Consider the following 23,539-nt stretch of genomic DNA (forward strand, 5'->3'; position numbering starts at 1 on the left):
AGGCTCAAAGGTGAGTGACGAAACCGCCCCGGTGAGATCGACGGCACCCGACCCGTCGGCCAACGGACACGCGGGCCGGAGCCGTACGCCTGCCCAGATCGAGGCCGAGCTCGCCGCGACCCGCGAGCGGCTGGCCGCGACCGTCGACTCGCTGGTCGACCGGGTGCACCCGAAGACGCTCGCGGCCCGAGGCGTGGCCTCGGCCAAGGACGCCGTGGTCGACGAGTACGGCGGTCTGCGTACCGAACGCCTGGTGAAGTTCGCCGCCGTGGCCGGCGGCGCGATCGTCGCGCTGATCGTGCTCAGGCGGATCTTCCGCCGCCGCTAGTCGCCAGAACAAGGGTGCGGCTCCGGCCGTTCGTTCGTTCGCGGAAGCCCAACGAGGGTGCCCGCAATCCGCCGACGAACGTGACGACCGGAGCCGCGTCGTACCTACCTCGCTAGGCGCGCGAGCGCCTCCACCACACGAGACCACCGGCCGCCGCGAGCAGCAGGACCGCTCCGCCCGCCCAGGGCCAGATCGGTGCGCTGATCGCCTCCTTCTCGGTCGCGACCTCGTTCGTCGTCTCCTGGGTCTTGACCACCTTGGCCGGTTGGACCGGAGGCTTCTCGTTGATGACCTGCACCTGCTTGACACCCTTGACCTTCACGAGCTCGTCGTGGCCCGCCTTCGTGAACGGGTCGGCCCCGCCACACAGGATCGCGGTGTACTGGCCCTCGGCGGGCTTCAGCCCCAGACCGTGGTCGCTCTTGTTGGCGAAGACGAGGTACTCGGTCTTGTCCTGGATCTCCAACCCACACGACGCGCTGTCCCGTGCGGTGAGGATCTCGTTGCGGACGGCCGGCTTGCCCTTGTAGGTCGTGCCGACCTGGAAGGTGATGACCTTGTTCTGTTCGCCCTTCTCCTTGGTGCTGATCGCGGTGCCGCTGAAGACCACGTCGGCCTTGGCGACACGTTCGGCCAGGTTCGGGTTCGGCACGCAACTGCACGCGCACGCCGTACCTGAGACGGTGAGGAGGGCGCCGCCGGCGATGGCCATGGCGGCGATGAATCGGATGAGCTGTTTCACCATTGGGTTTCTCCCCCTAGTGCGGACTGCGGTTGCACTTCCGACGTGCGAGTCCGCTGGAAGGTTGGCTGTACCCTCCTCAGGGTGAGCGCGCCGAACCCCGACAAGCTGCCCATCCGGATGCTGCACGATCGTGTGCTGGTCTCGGTCGACGCCGAGTCCGGCGAGCGTCGTTCGTCCGCGGGCATCCTGATTCCCGCGACCGCCCAGATGGGCAAGCGGCTCGCGTGGGCGCGCGTCGTAGCGGTCGGTCAGCACGTACGGACGATCGTGGTCGGCGACCGGGTGCTGTTCGACCCGGAGGACCGGGCCGAGGTCGAGGTGCGCGCCGAGGCGTACATCCTGCTGCGCGAACGAGACATCCACGCCGTCGCCTCCGAGCGTCTCGAAGACGACCAGACCGGTCTCTACCTCTAGGTTCTCGCGATGGCGGCTTGGTCTCGGCTGCTCGACGATGTGACCTCGCGGTCGAAGGACACCACGAAGCGACGGTTCCTGCGGCTGTTCCGAACGTCGATCCCGATCCTGCAGTCGGCCGTCGCCGCTGCGGTGGCGTGGGTGGTCGCGACGCGGGTCTTCGGGCACGAGCAGCCGTTCTTCGCGCCGATCGCCGCGGTGATCTCGCTGGGGGTCTCGCTCGGGCAGCGACTGCAGCGGGCGATCGAGCTCGTCGTCGGTGTGGCGGTCGGGGTGTTGGTGGCGGACGCGTTGGTCGCGATCATCGGGCGCGGTCCTTGGCAGCTCGGACTGGTGGTCGTGCTGGCGATGGCCGTCGCGGTGTTCCTCGGCGGTGGTCCGCTGGTCGTCAACCAGGGCGCGGCTTCGGCGATCCTCGTGGTGGCGCTCGTTCCCGTCGGTACGCAAGGCGGAATGGCCACGTCGCGGTTCATTGACGCGTTGATCGGTGGCGTGATCGGGCTGCTTGTCAACGCTGTGCTGATCCCGGTGAACCCGGTCGTGGTGGCGCGGCGGGCGGCGAACCCGATGCTGGACGAGCTCGCGGGGACGCTCGACGACATCGCTCAGGCGTTGACCGGTGGCGATCGCGACGCGGCAGCCGCGGCGTTGTCGCGGGCGCGCGAGATCGAGACGAAGCTGACCGAGTTCACCGACGCGTTGGGCGCCGGATCGGAGATCGCGCGGATCGCGCCGGTGCGCTGGCGGATGCGCGGGCATCTGGCGTTGTACGTCGACGCGGTGGAGCACATCGACCGGGCGGTGCGGAACGTGCGCGTGCTGGCTCGGCGCGCGGTCGTGATGCTGCGCGTGGGGGAGACCGTTCCGCCCTCGCTGCCGGCGGCGATCAGCCGGCTGGGCGAGGGTGTGCGCACGTTCCGGAACGAGCTCGCCCGCGGCTTCGAACCGTTGGCTGCTCGCCGCGGTCTGCTGGACGCCGCGACGCTTGCGACGGAGGCGTTACGTACCGAGCCCGGCTTCTCGGCCCAGGTGGTCGTGGCGCAGCTCCGTTCGGCTGTGCATGACCTGCTGCTCGCGAGCGGCCTGTCCCGCGCCGACGCGGACGAGGTGCTCGGCGAGATCCAGCCCCGGCGCCCTCGGCGTCCCTCCTAGCGGGCGGTCCTTACCGGCGGGAGGCCCGGGACGCGCGGCTTGGGCATCGGCACCCGTGCCGGCTGGGTCTTGAGCGCGGCGGCTGGCGCGAGCTCGATCCTGGCCCCGACGCCGTGGCGGCGCATGAGCGCGAGCAGCGTCTGCCGGCTGTGCATGGTGACCGGCTTGCCGTTCGCGTACTCGAACGTCGCTGGCAGGATCCCCGCGGTCGTCAGGAACAGGCCCTCGTCGGCCTTCTCCCGGCGTACGGCCGAGACCAGATCGCGCACGACCTGCGGCTGCAGCGGCTGGGTCGTGCGCCTCAGGCGGACGATGAACCGTTCCTCGCCGTCGTCGGTCATCCGCGCAGCCCGGTAGTCGAGCCCGTCGGACATCGACCGCACCAGCTCGTGCTCGAGGCCCATGCGGGACAGCAGGGTGCTCGCGAGCTGCTCGAGCTCCTTGACCGACATCGCCATCAGGTCGGGCCCGAACGGCGACGAGTCCGGCTGCAGGCTGGCGCGCGGGTCGGCGTTCTCGAACGCGAGGACCGGCTCGACGCCCTGCAGCTCGTCCGGGCGGTCGGAGATGTGCGCCGCGAACAGCTTCCGCACGCGGTCGAGCGGCTCGACGTCGGCGAGCTTCAGCTTGGCGAACGTACGCCGCCCCGCGCGCATGCTGAACAGGCACGGGGCCGCGTCGAACTCGGATCCCTCAGCGGGGGTGGGCGAAACGGCGAACCCGTTGAACACGACGGTGTCGACGAGGTGGTCCGGGTCCGCTGCCAAGGCGGTGTTGACAGCGCGCAGCGCCATCTGGGCGACGAGCTCGTCGTAGGTCTCGTCCAGCTCCTCGACCGTGCGGAACTTCGAGACCTCGATCGAGTCGGTCGACTTGTTGTAGCGGAACTCCTTCTCCTTGGGCACGACGTCGACCGACGGCAGCTGCCAGTCGATCAGCAGGAGCTTGGAGTCCGGCACGTACGCGATCCGCCGACCGCGCGGGAACGGACGCTTGTCGACGACGTCGGCGAAGACGCGGTCGTAGTACTCGCCGACCGCGAACGGGTCGCGCGCAAGCACACGTTGACGCAGCGAGTCGATCGACCGGTTGTGCGCCGAGATGCGAGCTTTCGCCCCAGCGGTCTTGCCCTCGTGCTCGCGCACCTTCTCCTTGACCCGGGCCAGCCGCTCAGCCTCGGCGACCTTGTGCCGCTCGAGGGCACGGGCGTACGCCTCCTCGGCCACGGCACGTGCCTGCCGGTGCTTGGCGGCGTGCAGCAGCTTTCCGGGTAGGCGCGGCGGCTTCGGGGCGAACTCCTCCCACAGCGGTTCGGGGAGCGGGTCCCGGTCGGCGCCGAGCTTGGCCATGGGGACGGCCTGCTTGAGCTCTTCGAAGTCGATCGGCTTGACGGTGCGGGAAAGAGAGGCCAGCAGGAGCGTGGTCAGCCGTTGCAGCTTCTGGTCGACCTGCTCGGTGCGTACGACAGCGGCAGACGTCTGCCGCTGGACGCGCATGTCCGACCGGTGCTGGTCGGCCGCGCGCTTCTGTTTCTCGGCCTCTTTACGAAGACGGGCGTCCTTGCGTTGGTCCCGGAGCGCCGACGAACTGCGCTCACGGCCAGCTAGCGGTCCCCCGTCTTTCCCATCAGAACGCTGGTTCATCATGCGCTCCTCGAGACGGTCGGTCGAGCCGGCGGGTACGCCGGCCTTAGCAGCCCAGGGGTGGCGGGCAGGATGGCGGACGTTGGGCCGGGTGGGCACATGACGACAGCGCTGGCGTCGAGACCGGCTTGGAGCGGGAACACGCAGCTAACGGAGCCACACGGGACCCTCGACGTTGCCCGTCGACGGGCCGGCCGAAGCCGTGGCGCAGAATCCTCATCGGCTCGCCCTCCCGAGATTGCTCGGCGTCCGATCACACTGCGTACATCCCTTGTAACACGACGCGTGGGGTCCAGCGCAAGCCCCGTCTCGCGAGCTGGGCGGTTGCCACCGGGCATCAGCCTGTCCGATTCGTCCGGAAATGACCTAAGTGATCGTATCGAAAACTCGCCCCGGCGGTCGGCCGGTCCGCTCACCCCTCGACCACGCTCACCGGCCAGGTAGGGCCGATGCGGGTCGCGAAGACTGGAGGATCATGCCAGTCTCCCAGCGCCGGGCGTGGGCAGGTCGCGATTTTCGGCAAGTCGGCTCCACAGAGTCGCCGGATAGCAACGGAGGGCCCGGCTTCATCCGAGCCACGGCGTTTGAATGAAGGGCACCTTCATTCGAACCTATTGAATGAAGGTGCCCTTCATTCAAAGCGGAGCGGGGGCGGACGGCCCCGGCTTCATCCGAGCCACAAGAGACCGGGGGAAGCCAACAAGCGACCCGAGCACGGCAGCAGACCGGAAGGCAAGCAGGCCTCCCCCGGGACACCTGTTCCGGGGGCAGGGGCGGCGCGTGAAAAACAGGTGGCCACACTCGACCGCCGCCACAGTCCCCTAGAGCTCCAAAGCCCGGCGAGCGCCCAACGCAACAGTGTAGAGCTGACCAAAGAAGAGCGACCTCGCCCACGCGCCCGGTGATCATGTACGTGATCATGAAGGCGTACCCGTCGTATACGACCAGTTTCCCTTCACGATCACGTACATGATCACGTCGCAGGAGCACGTCGCCCGGGCAGCGGCCGCCTACGTAGCCGGTGCCGGTTGCTTGCGTAGTCGGTGCGGATGGCAGATCCCCCTCCCGCTGCCACAGTCGAGCGGACGCCGGGGGACCCGGCGGAACAGAAAGCTCACGAAGGGGGAGGCATGTCCACACGCTCGACCACGTGGCGGGGGCGCTTGGGGGTGGCGGTGGCCGCACTGGCTGTCGCGATCGCCGGACTACTCGTTCCGCAGCAGGCCGGGGCCGTGCCGCCGAGCGGTAGCGCGCTGACCGATGATCGGATGACGTCCAACCCGACGGCCTGGCGCTGGTACTACGGCCAGACGCCCGCCTACCTTGGTACGACCGCGATCTCCGGCGGCTACCGCATCACCGACCTCGAGGTCGACAGTGCCTCGCCGCTGAAGTTCACCGCGCGGCTCGTGCACAACTCCGGCTCGTACGCCGCGACCGGTGGCTGGTGGTGGTACTACGGCATGACGCTCGCGCAGGTCAACACCAAGCTCACCGCCAACCAGGCCAGGCTCGTCGACATCGAGGGCTACACGACGGCAGCCGGCACGAGGTACGCCGTCGTCATGGTCAAGAACACCGGCGTCGCCTTCCGCAACTGGTACTACCGGGTCGGCACCAACGCCACCACGATGTACAACGAGCTGATCAGCAAGGGCTTCCGCCCGCAGCAGGTCGGCGCCTTCAGGATCGGAACGACCAAGTTCTACACGCTGATCGCCGTCAAGAACGCCGGTGCCGACGCGCGGACCTGGTGGTGGAAGATCAACCGCACCGCGGCCCAGGTCTCCACCGACATCAACACCAACCAGGCGCGGCTGATCAACCTCGAGCGAGTTTCGACAACCACGTATGACATTCTGCAGTTCAAGGAGCCCGTCTCGTTCTGGCTCTGGTACACCAACCTCACCTCCACCCAGGTCGGCCAGGCCGTCAGCCAGACCGGCACGCGGATCATCGACATCGAGCGCTACACCACCGCGGCCGGCGTACGGTTCGCCGTCGTGCTGCTCGACAACCTCGACGTCGCGGACGGCAAGGCGCGCTCGGCGATGTGGAACAGGTACGGAACGTTCAAGCAGTGGGGCTTCTACCTCAAGCGCGTGAACGGCTCCACCCCCTCGGCATTGCAGGCGAGCAAGCAGTTCGAGCCGGCCAGCTCGATCAAGGTGCTCGTGCACTTCCACGCCAGCCTCAAGATCCAGCAGGGCGCGGCGAACGTGAACCAGGTGCTCAACTTCAAGCGGCAGAACCGCCCGGACTGGCAGAACAGCTGTCCGGACAGCTCGACGATCCCCGGTACCCAGACCCTCGGCATCATGGACAAGCAGATGATGACGGCCTCGAACAACCCGTACACGCACTCGCTCCGGCAGAAGTTCGGTACGGCGAACATCGAGGCGACGGGCAAGGCGATCGGCCTCACCGCGACGAAGTTCAACCACAACATCGGCTGCGGCGGACCGATCCCGAACCGGACCACGCTCACCGACCTCGGCAAGATCTACGAGCGGGCGCAAACGGGCAACCCGCTGAACGCCACCGGCCAGACGCGGTTCTTCGGCAACATGTCGACCTCCAACGGCACCAACTCCTCGCTCTGCGAGGTCGTCAAGCAGGAGGCAGCGTCGCTCGGCAAGTCCGCCGCCTTCGCATCGAGCTACTGCTCGACGATGCGCCTGTACAGCAAGGGCGGCTCGTACTCGCTCAGCGGCGGCACGAAGTGGTTCAGCGGCGCGGGCGTCGCCAGGCTGCCGGTGAAGACCGGGACCCGGGCGTTCGTCTACGGCAGCTACCTGCAGGGCATCACGCTCAAGGCGGGCGAGACCGAGGCGCAGCTGGACGCTCCGCGCGGCGTGGCGATCAAGGAGATCTTCCGGCCCGAGATCCGGTCGGCGATCCAGACGTTCTGACCGAGAACGGCAAGAACCGGCAAAGTGGCTGGCGGCGCGAATGGGCGCCGCCAGCTACGCTCGTTGAGGTTGTCCAACGCCCCTTGGAGGGTCTGTGCGCTTCCTCAACGGTCGGACTCCGGATCACGATCTGACCTACAACGACGTGTTCCTGGTCCCCAACCGGTCCGCGATCGCGTCCCGGCTGGACGTCGACCTCGCGACCGTCGACGGCAGCGGTACGACGATCCCGATCGTCGCCGCGAACATGACCGCGGTCGCCGGCCGGCGGATGGCCGAGACCATCGCCCGCTGCGGCGGCATCGCCGTGATCCCGCAGGACATCCCGGTCGAGGTGGTGTCCGACGTGGTGGCGTGGGTGAAGGAACGGCACACCGTGTACGACACGCCGATCACGATGACGCCTGACGCGCCGGTCGGCGAGGCGCTCAACCTGCTGCCGAAGCGTGGCCACGGCGCCGTCGTGGTCGTCGAGGACGGCCGTGCGATCGGCGTGGTCACCGACGCGGACTGCGAACGCGTCGACCGGTTCACCCAGCTGGGCTCGGTGATGTCGACCGAGCTGCTGACGTTGCCGAACGGCATCGCGGCGGAGGACGCGTTCAACCAGCTCCACGACGGCCGGCACCGGCTGGCACCGATCGTCGACGGGAACGGCCGGATCGTCGGCATCCTCACCCGCGAACGAGCCCTCCGCGCCGCCCTCTACACCCCTGCCACCGACCACGAGGGCAAGCTCAGAGTGGCCGCGGCGATCGGCATCAACGGGGACGTCTCGACGAAGGCCAAGGCGCTGTTCGAGGCCGGCATCGACGTCCTCGTCGTCGACACCGCGCACGGCCACCAGGAGCGCACGCTCGAAGTGCTGAAGATGGTCCGTTCGCTCGACCCCCAGGTGCCCGTCGTGGCCGGGAACGTCGCGACAGCCGAGGGCGTGACCGACCTCGTCGAGGCCGGCGCGGACATCGTCAAGGTCGGCGTCGGCCCGGGCGCGATGTGCACGACCCGGATGATGACCGCGGTCGGGCGGCCGCAGTTCTCGGCGGTGCTGGAGTGCGCCGGCCGGGCGCGCGAGCTCGGCAAGCACGTCTGGGCCGACGGCGGCGTCCGGCACCCGCGCGACGTCGCGCTGGCGTTGGCGGCCGGTGCGTCGAACGTGATGATCGGCTCCTGGTTCGCCGGCACGTACGAGTCGCCGGGAGACCCGCGGCGCGACAGCGACGGCCGGCTGTACAAGGAGAACTTCGGCATGGCGTCGGCGCGCGCGGTGCAGCTACGTACGGCGAAGGACACGCTGTTCGAACGCGGCCGGAAGGCCTTGTTCAGCGAGGGAATCTCGACGTCGCGCATGTACCTCGACCCGGAACGCCCCAGCGTCGAGGACCTGCTGGACGCGATCATCGCCGGCGTACGGAGCTCGTGCACGTACGTCGGTGCGGCCACGCTGGAGGAGTACCACGCGAAGGCCGTCGTCGGCGTGCAGAGCGCGTCCGGGTACGCCGAGGGCATGCCGTTGGACACGAGCTGGTGACCGTCCACCAGCTCACCCGCCGCGACGCCCGGCGGATCGCGGTCCAGGCGCAGCTCCTGGACGCCCACCGGCCAAGCGACCTGCTCGAGACCGTGCGTGGGTTGACGTTCCTCCGCGCCGAACCGACCGACGCGATCGCGCCGAGCGCGCACCTCGTCGCGTGGAGCCGGCTCGGCTCGTCGTACGACCGGCGTGAGCTCGACAAGGCGATCGAGCACGGCACGCTGGTCGATCTGCAGGGCCACATCCGTCCGGGTGAGGATCTCGCGCTCTACCGTGCCGAGATGGCCGACTGGCCGGGACGCGGCGAGCTCCGCGACTGGCAGGAGTACCGGCGCGACTGGGTGGCGGCGAACGACCGGTGCCGCCAGGACATCCTGCTCGAGCTCGCGCGGAACGGCCCGCTCCCGTCCAAGGAGCTCCCCGACACCTGCGCGGTGCCGTGGGAGTCGTCCGGTTGGAACAACGACCGCAACCGCAGGATGCTGCTCGACTTCATGGTCGAACGCGGCGAGATCGCCGCCGCCGGGTGGAAGGGCCGGGACCGGCTGTACGACCTGGCCGAGCGGATCTATCCCGACGACGTCATCGTCCCCGCGGACGAGGCGAACAGGATCCGCAACGAGAAACGTCTACGCTCGTTGGGCATTGCCCGCGCGAAGGCGACCGCCATTCCAGGCGAGCCGATCGACGTCGGCGAGATCGGCGAGCCCGCGGTCGTCGAGGGCGTCCGCGGCAAGTGGCGCGTCGACCCGTCGTTCCTCGGCCAGCCCTTCAAGGGCCGCGCTGCCCTGCTGTCGCCGTTCGACCGGCTGGTGCACGACCGCAAACGGATGGCCGAACTGTTCGAGTTCGACTACCAGCTGGAGATGTTCAAGCCCGCCGCCAAGCGGCGGTGGGGCTACTTCGCGCTCCCGATCCTGTACGGCGACCGCCTCGTCGGAAAGCTCGACGCGGCCGCCGACCACAAGGTCGGCGGCCTGTGGGTCGAGCAGCTCCACCAGGACGTGCCGTTCACCAAGGCGATGACGGCAGCGGTCGAACGCGAGATCAAGGACCTCTCCCGCTGGCTCGCTAGCTGACCAGGTGCTGCCAGGTGGTCGCGCCCACCACGCCGTCGGCGGGAAGGCCGCGCGAGGTCTGGAACGACTTCACCGAGGCCACCGTCGTCGCGTCGAACGTCCCCGCAGCGCCAGCGGCCAGGCCGTACGCCGTGAGGCGGAGCTGCAGCGCACGCACGGCCTCGCCGGTCGCGCCGGACTGGACCGTCGCAGCCAGCTTGCCCCAGGTCAGCGGCCCGACGATGCCGTCGGCGGACAGCCCGTTCGCCGATTGGAAGTTGCGCACCGCGGTCGCCGTCAAGGGGCCGAAGTCGCCGTCGGGGTTGAGCGAAGCCCCACGCGAGATCAGCAGCCGCTGCAGCACCTGCACCCGGTTGCCGTACGAGGTCTCGCGCAAGGTCGGCCAGGCCGGCACGGTCGGGTTCAGCGCACGGTGCGCCGCGCGTGCCACCAGCTCGATCCGGGCAGCGCCGGCCTCGGTCGAGAAGCTGTTCCCCGTCACCACGGCCATCATGTAGTCGTGCCCGTTCCCGTCGAACAGCCCGATGCTGTTGACCTGACCACCGGACGGGAACCACCCGTTCTTCACGTGCACGGTCGCCGACGGCGGCGCCCCGGCCGGCGTTCCCCAGCGCTGCGAGGCGACCACCTGGGCCATCAGCCCGAGCAGGTACGCCTTGCGGTCCGGTGTCAACACAGGGTTGTCATTGGACAGCGCCTGCAGCAGGTTGACCTGGTCGCTCGACGACGTCCGGTAGCAGCCCCAGCAGGTGCCGGTCTGGGTGTCGGTCATGCCGACCGCGTTCATGAACGCCTGGATCCGCGCGTTGCCGAGCGAGTTGTACATCGCGGTCGTCGTGTCGTTGTTCGACTCGGTGATCGCCAGCCGCGCCTGGTTCTGCTCGGTCGCCGTGAGCCCGCGACCCTCTTCCTGCGCACGCCGCAGCAGCGTCCCGACGATCGTCGCCTTGATGATGCTGGCGACGCCGACGAGCAGGTCTGGGTTGTAGTGGCAGACCGTGTTCGTCCTGCGGTCCAGAACGGTGATGCCCATGCTGTTCGGGCTGCGGAAGACCGCCTCGTTGAGGTCAGAGCTCAAGCGGGCGGCAAGATTCGCGTTGTCGGACGTACACGTCGCCGCCGCGATCGTGATCTGCCGCGGTACGGCCGTCGCGTGGGCAGGCGCCGCGCCGACGGCGACGAGGGCGAGAGCGACGAGAAGCGTTCGGATCCGCGACACGGGGTTTCTCCTCTACTTGCCGGCCTGCAAGGCGGTCCAGGTCAGGTTGCCGACGACCCCGTCGACACCGAGCGAACGAGAGCTCTGATAGTCGCGAACGGCCTGCTCGGTGATCGTGCCGAACTGCCCGTCGATCGCCACGGTCCGCCGCAGCGCCGCCGTCAGCGAGCGCTGCAACCTCCGAACGGCGACTCCGGTGGAGCCGTTGCGCAAGGTGGGCTTGTCACCGCGCGCGAGCAGCGCGGTCCAGGTGTGGAAGTCGACGACCCCGTTCGAGGGCAGCCCGCGCGCGGTCTGGAACGCCGAGGCGGCACTCGCCGTCGTGGCGTCGTACGTCCCCGACGGCGTGACGGAGTGGCCAGCGGCCGTGAGCAGGCACTGCGAAGCCTTCACGGCGGCGCCGGTCGAGCCGGACTGCAGCTGCGGATAGGCCGTGAAGTCCACCGACACGTCGTCGCACGCGCCGCCCGCGGCGACGAACTGGTTGGCCGCCGTCTCACCGAACGCACGAGCCTCCGCCGCGTCCTCGATCGGCGAGGCCTTCACGCCCGGAAACAGGATGAAGCTCACCACGGTCCCGCCCACCCCGCCGGTCGCGGGGTTCGGGTTGATGCCGAGCTGTTCGGCGAGCTCGTACGAGCCCTCGCCGATGATCGCCGCCGGGCCGAGGTCGCCGACGACGGCGTACGCCACCTTGTTCTGGTAGACGACCGCCGCGACCGTCCCGCCGGTGATGTTGTGCGCCGAGTAGTCGAACTTCGTCGACTTCAGCGGCACCACGATGAACGGCAGCGTCGCGGAGTTCAGCGGCTGCCCGTTCGACTGCGACCACGCGGTCTCCGGCTGGAACGAGGGGTCGGTGTTCTCGTTGCACTGCGTCGTGCGCTGACCGTCGCAGTCGATGTCGAAGTCCGCGGTCCAGAACACCGCGCTGCTCTTGCCGCAGATCGGGATCGTCTGCGATCCGCCGGCGTCCTGGGAGTACAGCCCGTTCGACAGCTGGGTGCCGCAGGCCTGGACTCTGGCGCGCAGCTGGTCCGCGGTCGGCCCCGCCAGCGGGGCAGCGGGTGCCTCGCGAAGCGGGGCCGTCGCGGCGGGAGCCGGCCCGGCGAAGGCGACGACGGCTATGCAACAGATCCAACCGACGAGCAGTGGGAGAAATCGGACACGTCGCATGGTCGTACTCTGCCCGCAGTCAACGGGTTTCAACAATACGTTGACGCGCGTTACTTCTTGTCCGGCACGTTGCTGCCATCCTGATGCTCGGGGCTCTCGAGGACCAGCAGCCGGGTTCCCTTGTTCCGGCGGCGGGTCAGTCCTTCGGACCGGTGGTGGACGTATTTGGTCTCCAGTTTGAAGCGCTTGATCTTCGTCTTGGCAGGGCGCATCGGCCCACGTCTCCTGACATCGGCTGAATGAGGGCATGCGGATGCCCCCGGCGCCGGGAGACGACGGACGAGTGGAAAAGACCGAGAAGAAGGGTCGGCTAGACCGTGCGTTGCCTCGTCCGGCACCGAAGAGCGGTGCTACGAGTTCGCACGAGCGGACCCCTTCCTGTGAGACGACAGAGTCGGATTCCCCATGAGGGTAGGTCGGTCGCCGTTTCCGACGCATCCCATTTACCGCTGGGGTTGGTGATCGGGGTCAGCGCGGTCGTCACGTACGTCGCGGCTCGAGTGCTAGACGTCGGCCAAGCTGCAAGCCCAGTTGAAAGCGCGTCCGCGCACCGAAGCGATCCATCAGGTCGTTGACGCGGCGCTGCACCGTACTGCGCGACAACCCCAACCGGCGGGCGATCAGCTCGTCGGTATGCCCCGAGGCGAGCAGGCTGACGAGCTGGTCCTCCGTCGAGTCGGCGGTGTCCGGCGCGACCCAGGGAACGGCGTTCGCCCAGTACATCTCGAACAGCGCCGACAACGCGTCCAGCAGTGGCGACTTGTGCACGACGACGATGCCGATCGGCTGCCCGTCGGCGTTCGCCAACGCCGTCGTCGCCGCCAGATCGTCGAACAGCACGAGCTTCACCGGCAGCCCGTCGAAGATCCGGATCTCCTCACCCGCCAGCGCGGAGTCCCGCAGGTCCGGCCAGCGCGCCGCGTCCTCGACCTCCACGCTGTCGTAGACGACCCGGTAGCGGACCCCGTTCGCGATGTTCTCCCGCTGGATCACCGCGTCAGGGTCGAGCAGGGCGCCGAGCTCATCCGGCTCGAGCGAGTTCGGCGACCAGGGGTGCGGCGGTCGTTCGAACGCGCGTACCTGCGAACGGGCGGACAGGTGCAGCTGTCGCGTCCGTTGCGACGTCCCCTCCACATCCGCGGTCACCAGCTCGACGAAGTCCGTCGCGGTCGTGCTCTTCGTCGCCTCCCAGTACAGCTTCATCAGCCGCGGGACGAGCTCCTGCACCTTGCGTACCTGCTCGATCTGCTGCCGGGACAACGTCTCCAGCGCGATGTCCGGAGCGATCGCCGCGTACCGCAGCGGCCGCCCGGTCAGCGTCGTGACCAAGCCGCGTTCGACCAGATCGGTCAGCACGCGAGAGGCCCGGGCGGCCGACCAACCAGGCAGCCGCGACACCAGCTCCGCGCGCGTCTGCGACGGCTGGTCGAGCAACGCGAGGTAGAGCTGCTCCGCCTCGGGGCCGAGCCCGATCGCCTCCAGCAAGATGTGCCCCCAGCTCGCCGGTGAAACATGTGTGTCAATGCTACAAACGCGTCGCTGTGAACGCTTTCGCCAATTCCGCACCCTGTGTCAACCTCCCGAGGAGTCGACCGCAAGTACGAACTGGGGAGAGGGGCTTGCATGCGTCGTTCAGTCGTGGCCGCTGCTGCCGGAATCACCTTACTGGCAGGGCTTTCGGTCACCGGAGGTCCACCGGCCAATGCCGGGGACGACGGTGCCCAGCGGGTCCTGGACAGCCGTTCCATGTCCGAGCTCGCGGCCGGCATCCGTCCGGCACCGGCCATCACCCTGCTCACCGGCGACCAGGTGCAACTCGGCGTTGACGCCAAGCGGCGCCTCGAGGTCACCGGGGTGAAGGTCGCGGACCGCCCCGACGGCCGCCCGGTCGCGATCCACACGCTCCAGCAGGGCGGCGACCTCTACGTCTACCCGTCCGACGCACTCCCGCTCGTCACCGCGAACAGGGTCGACGCGGACCTGTTCAACGTCTCCTACCTCGCCGAGGCCGGCTACACCGACGCGGAGACGAAGCAGCTCCCGATCATCGTCCAGTACGAGAACGCCAAAGCCAACAGGGCCAACGCTCTCCCCAGCTCCACTGTCGAGCGCACGCTCGAAAGCGTCGACGCCACCGCCATCGACGTGACGAAGACCGGCGCCGCCGCGCTCTGGGAGACGATCACCACGCCGATGCAGCGGACGCTCGACGCGGGTGTCACCCGGGTCTGGCTGAACCGCAGGGTCACCGTCGACCTCGACGTCAGCGTGCCCAAGATCGGCGCCCCGGCGGCGTGGCAGGCCGGCTTCGACGGCACCGGGACGACCGTCGCCGTTCTGGACACCGGCATCGACGACAACCACCCCGACCTCGCCGGCCACGTACTGGAGGTGAAGAGCTTCCTCCCCGACGGCGACACCACCGACGGCAACGGCCACGGCACCCACGTCGCTTCCACGATCGCCGGCTCCGGCGCCGCCTCGGAGGGCAAGTACAAGGGCGTCGCGCCGGGCGCGAAGCTGCTGGCCGGCAAGGTCCTCGCCGACGATGGCCGCGGCAGCATCTCCGGCGTGATCGCCGGCATGCAGTGGGCGGCCGAGAGCGGCGCCGACGTCGTCAACCTCAGCCTCGGCGGGAGGGCGACCAACCCCAGCGACATCGCGACGGAGGCCGTGGACGAGCTCACCGAGCAGTACGGGACGTTGTTCGTCATCGCCGCCGGCAACAGCGGACCGGACCCGCTCTCGATCGGCTCGCCCGGCACCGCCGACTCAGCACTGACCGTCGCCGCGACCGACAAGCTCGACCAGCTCGCCGAGTTCTCCAGCCGTGGTCCGCGCGTCGGGGACTTCGGCCTGAAGCCGGACATCGCGGCGCCGGGCGTCAACATCACCGCGGCCGCGGCGGGCGGCACCGGCTACAAGAGCCTCAGCGGCACCTCGATGGCCACCCCGCACGTTGTCGGCGCCGCCGCGATCCTCGCGCAGCGCCACCCGACCTGGCAGGCCAAACAGCTGAAGGACGCGCTCGTCAGCAGTTCCGTCGACACCGGGTTCAGCCCGTTCGAGCAGGGCGCCGGGCGGGTCGATGTCGCCCGCGCCGTACGGCAGGCCGTGTTCAGTGACGGCAACCTCGACTTCGGCCGCGTCGTCGCCGACAGCCCACCAGCGCAAAAGACCATCACGTACACGAACGACGGTGACGCTCCCGTCAACCTCACCTTGACGCCGACGGTGAAGACGTTCGGAGGTCAGCCGGCACCCGCCGCGCTCGTCACGATCGACCGCACCACGGTCACGGTCCCGGCCGGCGGGACAGCTCAGGTGAACGTCAGCGTCGACGCCACCAAGAGCGACATCGGTGGAATGTTCCGCGGCACCGTCAAGGCAGCCGGTGGAGACGCCGCGCTGACCACCGCGTTCGCCGCGTACGTCGAGCCCGAGGTGTTCGATCTCGCGCTCACCGCGGTCGCGCCGGACGGCGCCACCGACTTCGTCGTCGACGGTTGGCTGCTGGCGCGCAACGAGGGATCGACGGACTTCGCCGATCCCACCCGAACCCTGCCTGGTGTGCCGACCGTGTCCACCGCGCTGGCGAAGGGCACGTACACGGTCGCCGCGAGCATGAGCTGGCGCGACGGCGCCGGAGAGCTGCAGGCCGCCATCGTCCTGAACTCGTCCGTGCCGGTGTCGGGTGCGGCCGCGATGACGTTCGATCTGCGTCAGGCCCGTCGCATCACGATCGAGACCGACCGCCCGGCGGAGACCTACGACGCCTGGTTCGGCTTCGAACGCGCCAGCTCCGGCGGCGACTGGGAGCTGACCGGCAAGCTCGAGTCGGCCGACGGGACGGACAACTTCTGGACGCTGCCGGTCGCGCCGGTCACGACGGGCACGTTCGGCTACGCCAGCCAGCACATCCTCGGTGAGCCACTGGTGCGAGCGTCGACGAAGGGCGCGTCCCCGCTGGTGCTGCACCCGCGGTACCGCTCGGCGGACCACACCGTCGCCAAGCTGACCGGCACGAGCGACTACCGGCTCGTCTACGACGGCACCGGTGCGACGGCGACGAAGGCGGCCACCGCCACCGTCGCCCTGCTCACGCCGACCGACATCTGCCAGCCGGTCTGTGGCGCCGACCTCGTCCCGCGGATCAAGCGACTGGCCGACGCCGGGGTCAAGGCAGTCCTCGTCGCCGGCTCGACCGGCCGCGTCCAGCTCGGCACCCAGGCGTACGCGCTGCCGACGATGACGCTGCCGGCCAAGCAGGCGCAGGCGTTGCGCGATCGGCTGCTCGCCGGACCGGTCGAGCTGACCATCCAGGGAGCACGCGACCTGCCGTACCTGTACCTGCTGCGGTTCGGCAAGAGCGGCGAGCTGCCCGCCGACCTCGACCACCGGGTCAAGGACGACCAGCTCACCGCCGTCGAGAACCTGGTGCACGCTGACGTGCCCACCGCGACGTCGATCGACTGGGCGGTCAACACCGATGGGCCGACCCTCGCCACGGTGGAGACGCCCACGTTCGTCGCGCCGCGGCCGCTCGTCACGCTCGTCGGTCCGGTCGACCCGGCGGCTTCGCATCGGTTCATCGCGGAGCAGCCGACACGCAGACCGTCGGTCGAGTTCGGCTACCACGCCCTCACGACGGCGAAGCCGCGGTCGATCCACTGGTTCCAGCCGCCGGTCGTTCCCGGTCCGCCGATCGTGGAACCGGCGGTGGACGGCTCGGGCGAGACGCTGCTGTGCTCGCTCTGCCGCGAGGACAACAGGTTCTACCAGTTCATGTACCTGACCACCCCGGAGCCGGCGCACCAGACCGGGCATCTGGGCCTCGGCCACGAACAGTTCCCGCTCACCTGTGACGACCCATCCAGTCCACCGGACGTACCGACGTACTCGTGCGAGCGGCATCTGTACGACGACCAGGGCAAGGAACTCACGCCGTACGTCTATCCGGAACTGGTCATCAGCTTCAGCGACGGCAAACTGGAGGTGTCCCGATGAGGCGCTCGATCGTCGCACTCGCGGCCGTGCTGGGACTGGCACTCGGTGGATGCAGCTTCATGGCGTACGACCTGCCACCGGAGTCGAAGGAGTACCGCTACACGATGAAGCAGTTCCGCGGTGGCGCGACCGTCAACACCGCTTGGACGTTCTGGTCGAAGCAAGTCACGGTTGACGACCAGTCGCCGAACTACCCGTGCGTGCTGACGTACGCCGGCCAGGGCGTGCCCTGCAAGCCGGAGTCGGCGATCTTCCTGCGGTACGACCTCGGTGTCGCGCTCGACAACACCGTGCAGGGAGGGCGTTCGCACAAGATCACGGTGACGCCGTTCTACCAGGATCTGACCAGCCCGCCGAAGGTCACCTCGCTGACGGTGGAGATGACGCTCGACGGAACCCGCTGGCGCAAGGCGCCGGTCCGGCCAGCTGGGGCGGCGTACACCGCGACGCTCCAGCTGCCCAAGACCGGCGTCGTCGGCCTGCGGGTGCTGGCCAAGGACAACAGCGGAGCGACCGTGAACCAGACGATCGACAAGGCGTTCCGCTTGAGCTAACGGTTGGGTACCTGCCAGGCGATCAGCTCGGCGTCACGCCCGAAGATCAGCTCGCCGGCGTTGTAGACCATGCGCAACGCCGGCTGGGTGAGCAGCGTGCGGTACGTCTTGCGGTTGGTGTCGACGAGGACGACCTTCTCCCCACCGATGTGGGCGTAGAGGGTCGTCTTCGTCTCGTCGAACGCGAGCTGGCCCGCCGCGTTGTGGCCAGCGAACGTGTCGAACGTACGGATCGTCCGCCCCGTCGAGGGATCCAGCTCGAGCACGTCGCCGTCGACGATCGCCCAGACCCGGTTGCGAGAGTCGACGGCGACCGCGGAGATCGTCCGGACCGATGCGGACGGGTTGACCTCCCACAGCTTGCGGTTGCGGAAGACGTCGTAGGCGAAGATCGTCGCGCGGTCCTGGGTCGGCGGAGTCGTCGAGAGCCCGCCGGCGACGGTCGTCGCGCCGTACACGATGCCGTGCTTGCCCGCGGCCATCGCCGTGATGCCCTCGTCGACGATGAAGTCGTCGATGATCCGGTCGACCTTGCCGGTCCGCGCGTCGATCACGGACAGGGATCCGCCGAGTGTGTCGCCGGACGGCGTGGAGCCGGAGACGAGCTTGCCCGGCACCTCGGCCAGTCCCTGCGGCCGGCTCTGCACGTGGCTGGTGAGGTCGAGCAGCTTCACCGGGTTCTCGTTGCCCTGCGGCGCCTGGTCGGAGTACTCGGCGCTGTAGAAGGGCTTCGACTCGTCGTAGCGGTAGATGCGCGCCGACGGGTACGCGCCGATGACCAGCCCACGGCTCGTCGGCAGCATCGCCTCGACCTGGCTGAACCGGTTGTACGTCGTCGCTCCGTCAGCCGTCGACACGACCGAGACACCGCCCTGCAGGAACCCGCCGGCGTACACCGTGCCCGGCGCGCCGGAGGCCAGCGCGAGGACCGGCGTCGGCTGCCCGGCGACGGTCGTCCGGATGTTCTGCGACTGGCCGGTCTTCGTGTCGTAGCGGAACATCAGCCCGCGCCAGAACAGCCCGACGACGCTGTCGCCGTCCCAGCCGATGCCGCGGGTGTTGACGATGCGCCCGTACGCCTTGAACCCGGTGCGCTGCTGGACCCGCGTGACGGGGTCGTACGCGATGAGCTCCGACGATCCGGCCTCGTACTGCTTGAAGAACCACACGCGGCCGTCGGGTCCGGGCGGCGTGACGTCGAGGCCGGCGGCGCTCTCCACGGTGTCGGTCCACGCGCCGGTCGCGGTGTTGTAGACGCGAAGCGGGCCGGGGCCGGTCTGCTCGCGGGCGTAGACGAAGTCGCCGTACGCGCGCAGGTCGTTGACGACCTTGGCGGTCGGGTCGCCGATGCCGGGCGGCAGCGGGAGCTGGCGCTTGGCGCCGGTCGCGGGGTCGAGCTCGGTGACGATCCAGGAGGCGAGCGCGCCGGCGTAGATCTTCCCGTGTGCGTAGGCGATGCTCTTCACGTACGTCTGCCCGGCGACCATCGTTCCGTAGTCGCGGAACGTCTTCGTGGTGGGACTCCAGCTGAACACCTTGCCGCCGGGCGAGGTTCCGCCGAAGACCGTGCCGTCGGGCGCGACGACGATGTTCCACACGTACCCCTCGCCCGCGGCCGGGACGCCGAGATCCTCGGCAGCCGTGGCGCCGGGGAGGAGGCGGTAGAGCTTGCCGGCGCCGTACGTGCCGACGTACACGGTGCCGTCGGGTGCCTGCTCGACGCCGTACGCGCCGCTCGCGCCGGGCAGGGGGACAGACACGAGTGGAGCGCCGGTCGTCGTGTCGACCGCGTTGAGGTACGCGGGTGTGCCGGACACCGCGGACCAGATCACCCGGCGGCCGTCCGGCAGCGAGCCGACGGTGCCGCCGATCATCAGCACGTCCTGCAGTGGGATGCCCAGCGAACGTGGCCCGACGGGGGCCGGTGGTGGTGCCGCCGGTGCGGCGCCCGCCGCCGTCGACGCGAACGTCGCCGCGACGACCGCGGCCGCCATGGCCAGAACACGCAGTGTCTTGCCTCGCCTCACCGATCCACCTCCACGTTACGGACCCGGCCGCAAATTGCGAGCGTAGGCGCCGTGGAGGGACATGTCCACAACAGGTCCGCACCAGTTCTGGACATGACCGTTGACGGCCGCCCTTGCTGTGTTTACGGTCACGACCACAAGATCTCGCGAGGTGGTGGCCAATGGGTAGGCGAATGCGTTCCTGGCGCAAGCTGCTGATCATCGGAGTGGCGCTCGCGGCGGGCCTTTCGGCCACCGCTGCCGTCGCTCCCGCAGCAATCACTCCTACGACGCCGCAGTGGTGGAACCGCGGCACGATCCCGCTCTATTCGACCACCGCGGCGGGCGGTGAGACCGCGCGGATGCCGGACGGCACCGTACGGACGTACCTCGCGTTCAGCGGCAAACCCGCGTATCTCGCGGAGATCGACACGCTGACCAAGAAGGTCCTGCGGATGCTGCCGCTGTACGTGCCCGGACCGCCGTCCGGTGAGGTGCCGGCAGACATCGGGGCGCAGGGCGCGTGGGGTGTGTCGATCGACAAGCGCGGCACGGTGTACGTGAGCACGTACGGCTACGGCCACGTGTATCGCCTGCCCTGGAAGGCGAACGCGGTCGAGGACCTCGGTCGTCCGTCGCCGCGCACGAGCTTCACCTGGGAGGGCGACGCCGACGAACGTGGCGTCTTCTACTTCGGCACCACCGAGGGCTTCGGCGCCGCTCCGCTGCCGCCCGGCAAGCTGTTCGGCTGGGATCCGACGACGCGGCAGTACCGCGACTACGGCGACTTCGGCGCGAAGTTCCTGTACGTGCGCTCGGTCGAGGCCGCCGGCGGCAAGATCTACGCCGGCCTCGGGCAGACGACCGGGTTCTGGCAGGTGGACCCGAGGACGGGCAAGCGGGTGGAGATCCAGCCGCCTCCGGGGATGCCGACGGACAAGTACACGTACCAGATGGAGGACGAGGGCGGCTATCTCTACATCCTGTTCGCCGGCGGGACGACCGAGCAGGTCGGCTGGGTCCTGGACCTGAAGACGCTGCAGTGGAAGTGGCGGATCCCCGGCTACATGGGGCAGACGATCACGCAGGCCGACGACGAGGGCCGGGTCTACTTCAACGTCAACAGCGAGTTGCACCTGTTCGACCCGCGGGACGGCACGTTGACGCCGACCGGCTTCAAGGGCGGACCCGAGCAGGCCGACAAGGGCGGCGTCGGCGCCGGCAAGGCGCTCGCGCGGCTGACCGACAAGCGGGTCGGGCACGAGCTGATCTACGGCTCGACCGGCGGCGGGGACATGTGGACGTACGACCCGGCCACGAAGCAGGGCACGTTCGCGTACGCCGACGGCCTGGTCGGGACGCCGACTGCTCCACGCTCGTTGGCGAAAGGCCCCGACGGTCGCGTCTACGGCGGCGGCTACTTCCAGGGCGGCCTCGTCGCGTACGACCCGAAGACGACGAAGTGGACCGAGTACATCTTCAAGCACCAGATCGAGGGCATGAGCCAGCACAACGGGAAGATGTACTTCGGCGTCTACCCGAACGCGCAGCTGTGGGAGTACGACCCGGCCCAGCCGTTCGGCGACGCGAACCCGAAGAAGCTGTTCGAGCTCAAAGACGAGGGTCAGGAACGGCCCTGGACCGTGGTCAGCGCTGGTCCGTACGTCGCGATCGGCACGTCGCCGAAGAACACCCAGGACAACGGGGCGGTCACGTTGTACGACCCCGCGACCGGCCAGCGGCGCACCTGGAACTCGGGTCTGGTCGAGGGCGCGAACCAGATCTCGGCGTTGACCTACAAGGACGGCGTGATCTACGGCGGCTCGCTCGGCTGCTGCAACCCGTCCGACAACTCCAAGCACCCCGGGCAGGTGTTCGCGCTCGACGCGACCTCCGGCCAGGTGTTGTGGCGGTCGACGCCGCTGCCGGAGGAGCAGGGCGTGAGCGGGTTGACGTTCGACGGCCAGGGCCGGCTGTTCGGGCTGACGTACGGAACGGTGTTCGAGATCTCGCCGACCAACGGCGCGCTGATCCGTTCGGTCCAGCAGTTCGCGTACAACTGGGCGACGGTGACGGGCTTCCAGCCGCGCGCGGGGAACATGGCGTACGACCCGGGCGACGGCGCGATCTACGCGACCAACGGGCGGACCCGGCGGATCGACCCGGACACCCTGGTGGACGTGGGCCCGAACTACGTGACGGGCTTCGCCGACGTGTCACCGGGACCGAACAAGTTCTACGTCCAGAGCGGGTTGCTACTCGAGGTCAAATGGTACTAGGCCCATGGCGACCGCTCGCACGTGTCGGCCGCGGGCGGCCTCCACGGCATCGGGTCGCGGTGCTCGGCGGCTTCGGGTGGTCCTGCGGCGACCAGCCGGGGCCTTCGGCCGAAGCGTCGTCCTCGGACCCCGGAAGCCGAAACCGCCGAGCGTGGTGGCTGGGGTCTGAGGGAAGGCAGGGCTAGGAGACGAGGCGGCCGGGCGGCTGGGACCAGCCGACCCGGTCGCTTCGGTGCTGGTGGAGCGGCTCGTTCTCGAACGTGTACTCGGTCTCGACCGCGCCGCCGCGGGTGTAGATGACCACGCGGCTGGGCTGGATCTCGCGCGCGTGGCCGCTTGCCTCGCGGACGGCGCGGTCCTTGTCCGCGTAGAGGGCGGCCGCCCCGGCTCGTGCCGGGACGACCTGCCACTGGTTGCCCTTTGGCGTCACCCGAAACGTGATCCGCTTGGCCATCGTCGTCGTCTCCTTGGGGTGGGGATGTTCGAGTTGTACCCCACCCCGCGGAGTCAATGCCTACGGGTTCGTCAGGTGGGCAGAACGAACAGAACGCCCATCGCTCCCGCGGTCGCGGCGCCGTGCGTGGCGACCGCTCCACCCGAGGTGACCTGCGACTTCAGGTAGATCGAGAACTTCGGCGCGCACGTCCCGCTGGTCGCGACCGGCACCGTCAGGGCCGTGTAGTTGACGTCGTGCCGCCGTTCGTCGCTGATCGTCGCCGCCGCTATGTACGTATTCGTGTCACAGACCGAGCCGTTCGCGTTGAACTGGGTGACGAACAACGTGGTCGACACCCTGGAGTCGGCCGTCGGGCTCGACGACGGACAGCCGTAGGCGTCGCCAGTCCGGCACTTGGTCATCGACAGGTCGCCGAAAACGGTCAACGAGCTCGCACCCGCCGGTGACTGCCACAGCCCGGTCACCGAGCCCGCCGTCGCGCTGCCGGGGATCACCGGCGTGTAGACCGGGTTGCCCACGGTCGTCACCTGGTTGTTCGACGTCGCTTGCACGCCTCCGGGAACGCTGCGACGGCCGATCTTCAGCTCGCCGCCGGTCACCCGCACCGTGCTCGAGCTCCCGCTGAGCGTCGCCACCCACGCGTACATCCGGCAGTACATCGTTCCCGCGTACGGTGCGGTCACCAACATCCGGGCGACCAGCGAGACCGAGGTCTGCGCCCCGGAGCCGATGTTCTCGTTGTGCACGACCTTGCCGCCGATGCTCGCGCCGACCGCGCAGGTCACCGAGGCGTCGACCAGCGTCCGCTTGCTGGCGTCGCCGGCCTGCAGGTCGCCGTAGACGTAGATCTTCTGCCCCGACGCGACGCTGAAGTTGATCGTCGCGACCTCGTACGCCCTGAGCTCGTCGGGCGCGGTGTACGTCGCGGGCGTCACCGCGTCGTACACCACCTCCGCATGAGCTGTCCCTCCTGCCAACACCGCCCCTGCGACCAGGATGGCGGTGATCAGAAACCGATGCAGCTTCATGACATC

The 23,539-nt window shown here is 69.0% G+C and carries 18 protein-coding genes; 9 read left to right on the top strand and 9 right to left on the bottom strand.

Annotated features, from left to right (window positions below; all coding sequences use genetic code 11):
- Positions 1 to 10: 10 nt before the first annotated feature.
- A complete protein-coding gene (locus tag JOD67_RS15215) occupies positions 11 to 328 on the top strand; it encodes a DUF3618 domain-containing protein (RefSeq protein WP_307782403.1) in 318 nt (105 codons plus the stop codon).
- 112 nt (positions 329 to 440) lie between these two features.
- Here the strand turns inward: JOD67_RS15215 and JOD67_RS15220 are convergent, their stop codons facing one another.
- Positions 441 to 1,073, bottom strand: a complete 633-nt coding sequence (locus JOD67_RS15220) for a hypothetical protein (RefSeq protein ID WP_205118168.1) — start codon at positions 1,071 to 1,073, stop codon at positions 441 to 443.
- Between the two features lie 117 nt (positions 1,074 to 1,190).
- Between JOD67_RS15220 and JOD67_RS15225 the strand changes: the two genes are divergently transcribed.
- The gene (locus JOD67_RS15225) at positions 1,191 to 1,487 is read left to right on the top strand and encodes a GroES family chaperonin (protein WP_205123008.1); all 297 of its coding nucleotides are present in this window, start codon (positions 1,191 to 1,193) and stop codon (positions 1,485 to 1,487) included.
- 9 nt (positions 1,488 to 1,496) lie between these two features.
- Complete coding sequence (locus JOD67_RS15230) at positions 1,497 to 2,639, top strand: FUSC family protein (RefSeq protein WP_205118170.1); 1,143 nt, start codon at positions 1,497 to 1,499, stop codon at positions 2,637 to 2,639.
- On the opposite strand, the gene JOD67_RS15235 is transcribed toward JOD67_RS15230, so the two are convergent.
- The gene (locus JOD67_RS15235) at positions 2,636 to 4,282 is read right to left on the bottom strand and encodes a restriction endonuclease (RefSeq protein WP_205118172.1); all 1,647 of its coding nucleotides are present in this window, start codon (positions 4,280 to 4,282) and stop codon (positions 2,636 to 2,638) included. The genes JOD67_RS15230 and JOD67_RS15235 overlap by 4 nt on opposite strands.
- Positions 4,283 to 5,412: 1,130 nt before the next feature.
- Here JOD67_RS15235 and JOD67_RS15240 point away from each other — a divergent pair.
- The 3 genes from JOD67_RS15240 (at position 5,413) to JOD67_RS15250 (ending at position 9,807) form a co-directional block, all read left to right on the top strand.
- Positions 5,413 to 7,194, top strand: coding sequence for a serine hydrolase (locus JOD67_RS15240; RefSeq protein ID WP_205118174.1), 1,782 nt, complete (start codon positions 5,413 to 5,415; stop codon positions 7,192 to 7,194).
- Positions 7,195 to 7,288: 94 nt separating this feature from the next.
- The gene (locus JOD67_RS15245) at positions 7,289 to 8,725 is read left to right on the top strand and encodes a GuaB1 family IMP dehydrogenase-related protein (protein WP_205118176.1); all 1,437 of its coding nucleotides are present in this window, start codon (positions 7,289 to 7,291) and stop codon (positions 8,723 to 8,725) included.
- Positions 8,722 to 9,807 carry a DNA glycosylase AlkZ-like family protein gene (locus tag JOD67_RS15250; protein WP_307782404.1) on the top strand — a complete coding sequence of 362 codons (1,086 nt, stop codon included), beginning with the start codon at positions 8,722 to 8,724 and terminating at the stop codon, positions 9,805 to 9,807. Before JOD67_RS15245 ends, JOD67_RS15250 begins: the two co-directional genes overlap by 4 nt.
- Here JOD67_RS15250 and JOD67_RS15255 read toward each other — a convergent pair.
- The 4 genes from JOD67_RS15255 to JOD67_RS15270 form a co-directional block, all read right to left on the bottom strand.
- Positions 9,800 to 11,026, bottom strand: a complete 1,227-nt coding sequence (locus tag JOD67_RS15255) for a peptidoglycan-binding protein (RefSeq protein ID WP_205118178.1) — start codon at positions 11,024 to 11,026, stop codon at positions 9,800 to 9,802. The two genes, JOD67_RS15250 and JOD67_RS15255, sit on opposite strands and share 8 nt — an antisense overlap.
- A gap of 12 nt (positions 11,027 to 11,038) precedes the next feature.
- On the bottom strand, positions 11,039 to 12,202 hold the full coding sequence (locus tag JOD67_RS15260; protein ID WP_205118180.1) for a peptidoglycan-binding protein: 1,164 nt from the start codon (positions 12,200 to 12,202) through the stop codon (positions 11,039 to 11,041).
- 50 nt (positions 12,203 to 12,252) lie between these two features.
- Positions 12,253 to 12,414, bottom strand: a complete 162-nt coding sequence (locus JOD67_RS15265) for a hypothetical protein (protein WP_205118182.1) — start codon at positions 12,412 to 12,414, stop codon at positions 12,253 to 12,255.
- A 268-nt stretch (positions 12,415 to 12,682) separates the two neighbouring features.
- Positions 12,683 to 13,687, bottom strand: coding sequence for a helix-turn-helix transcriptional regulator (locus tag JOD67_RS15270; RefSeq protein WP_205118184.1), 1,005 nt, complete (start codon positions 13,685 to 13,687; stop codon positions 12,683 to 12,685).
- Between the two features lie 261 nt (positions 13,688 to 13,948).
- On the opposite strand from JOD67_RS15270, the gene JOD67_RS15275 reads away from it, so the two are divergent.
- Together JOD67_RS15275 and JOD67_RS15280 are read left to right on the top strand one after the other, a co-directional pair.
- Positions 13,949 to 17,209 carry a S8 family peptidase gene (locus JOD67_RS15275; RefSeq protein ID WP_205118186.1) on the top strand — a complete coding sequence of 1,087 codons (3,261 nt, stop codon included), beginning with the start codon at positions 13,949 to 13,951 and terminating at the stop codon, positions 17,207 to 17,209.
- The gene (locus JOD67_RS15280) at positions 17,206 to 17,763 is read left to right on the top strand and encodes a hypothetical protein (RefSeq protein ID WP_205118188.1); all 558 of its coding nucleotides are present in this window, start codon (positions 17,206 to 17,208) and stop codon (positions 17,761 to 17,763) included. Before JOD67_RS15275 ends, JOD67_RS15280 begins: the two co-directional genes overlap by 4 nt.
- Here the strand turns inward: JOD67_RS15280 and JOD67_RS15285 are convergent.
- A complete protein-coding gene (locus JOD67_RS15285; protein WP_205118189.1) occupies positions 17,760 to 19,790 on the bottom strand; it encodes an NHL repeat-containing protein in 2,031 nt (676 codons plus the stop codon). The genes JOD67_RS15280 and JOD67_RS15285 overlap by 4 nt on opposite strands.
- A 161-nt stretch (positions 19,791 to 19,951) precedes the next feature.
- Between JOD67_RS15285 and JOD67_RS15290 the strand changes: the two genes are divergently transcribed.
- Complete coding sequence (locus JOD67_RS15290) at positions 19,952 to 22,048, top strand: outer membrane protein assembly factor BamB family protein (protein ID WP_205118191.1); 2,097 nt, start codon at positions 19,952 to 19,954, stop codon at positions 22,046 to 22,048.
- 181 nt (positions 22,049 to 22,229) lie between these two features.
- On the opposite strand, the gene JOD67_RS15295 is transcribed toward JOD67_RS15290, so the two are convergent.
- Both JOD67_RS15295 and JOD67_RS15300 read right to left on the bottom strand, forming a co-directional pair.
- A complete protein-coding gene (locus JOD67_RS15295; protein ID WP_205118193.1) occupies positions 22,230 to 22,502 on the bottom strand; it encodes a DUF2188 domain-containing protein in 273 nt (90 codons plus the stop codon).
- A gap of 71 nt (positions 22,503 to 22,573) precedes the next feature.
- Positions 22,574 to 23,533 carry a hypothetical protein gene (locus tag JOD67_RS15300; protein WP_205118195.1) on the bottom strand — a complete coding sequence of 320 codons (960 nt, stop codon included), beginning with the start codon at positions 23,531 to 23,533 and terminating at the stop codon, positions 22,574 to 22,576.
- Positions 23,534 to 23,539: the final 6 nt, after the last annotated feature.

It is taken from the genome of Tenggerimyces flavus (assembly GCF_016907715.1).
In the GTDB taxonomy this organism is placed as follows: Bacteria; Actinomycetota; Actinomycetes; order Propionibacteriales; family Actinopolymorphaceae; genus Tenggerimyces; species Tenggerimyces flavus.